This window comes from Mesorhizobium sp. M1E.F.Ca.ET.041.01.1.1, from assembly GCF_003997355.1.
Classification (GTDB): domain Bacteria; phylum Pseudomonadota; class Alphaproteobacteria; order Rhizobiales; family Rhizobiaceae; genus Mesorhizobium.
The window spans coordinates 1-699 of sequence record NZ_RZSL01001173.1 but is presented as its reverse complement, the minus strand read 5'-3'; the positions used below and the strand labels follow the sequence as shown (position 1 = coordinate 699).

At 59.1% G+C, this 699-nt stretch carries 1 pseudogene; it reads left to right on the top strand.

Annotation, left to right across the window (positions count from 1 at the left end):
- Positions 1-282: 282 nt before the first annotated feature.
- Positions 283-499: pseudogene (locus EOA38_RS40855) on the top strand (transposase); the annotation flags it as partial.
- Positions 500-699: the final 200 nt, after the last annotated feature.

Sequence of the window (699 nt, the reverse complement as noted above, 5' to 3'; positions counted from 1 at the left end):
TTGTGGACGTGCTCGGGTCGCTTCTCGACTGCGATACCCGCTCCTGACCGGGTATCGTCGGCCAAAATGAGGGTTTTTGTCATGTGCCGCCAGACCGAAAGATCAGGCGCGCAGCGACCTGCACATTCAAACCGGAACCCGCGAACCTCGATTAGCTTCTGCCTGCTCCGAAGGGCGGTAGCCTGCTCTGAGGCGGGCCACTGTCGGGTTGAAAACCAACTGTCGGGTTCGGAACCCCAGATTGTCGGCAAGGTACGCGCCGCCCACTGGTTGGCCAAAGGGCACTGGCTCCTGATCCTGCCGCCATGCTCGCCCGATCTCAACCCGATCAAGACAGGTCTGCTCAAAACTCAAGGCGCGGCTGCGGAAGAAGGCGGCCAAAACTTTCGACGCTCTCTGCGGAACTCTCGGCGATATCTGCCAGCTGCTGGAGCCAAATCAAAAACCATTAATTGCGACAGGTGATTTTATGACATTCATTGCGAAGAGGCCAGAATGAACAGCGGAAGAGAGTAGCAGCTCTCTGGTCGCGGCGAGGTGGATCGTCGACACGAGCGGCACCTGGCCCGTGCGGGGATCGCACCGCAGCCAGCACCAGAGCCAGACCTTGACCGCTTGCCTTGCTCAGGCGCCACAACAACGAGTGGCTGGAAGCAGATCCACGTGAACTCAGCGATATCGATCAGACGATGCTTACCC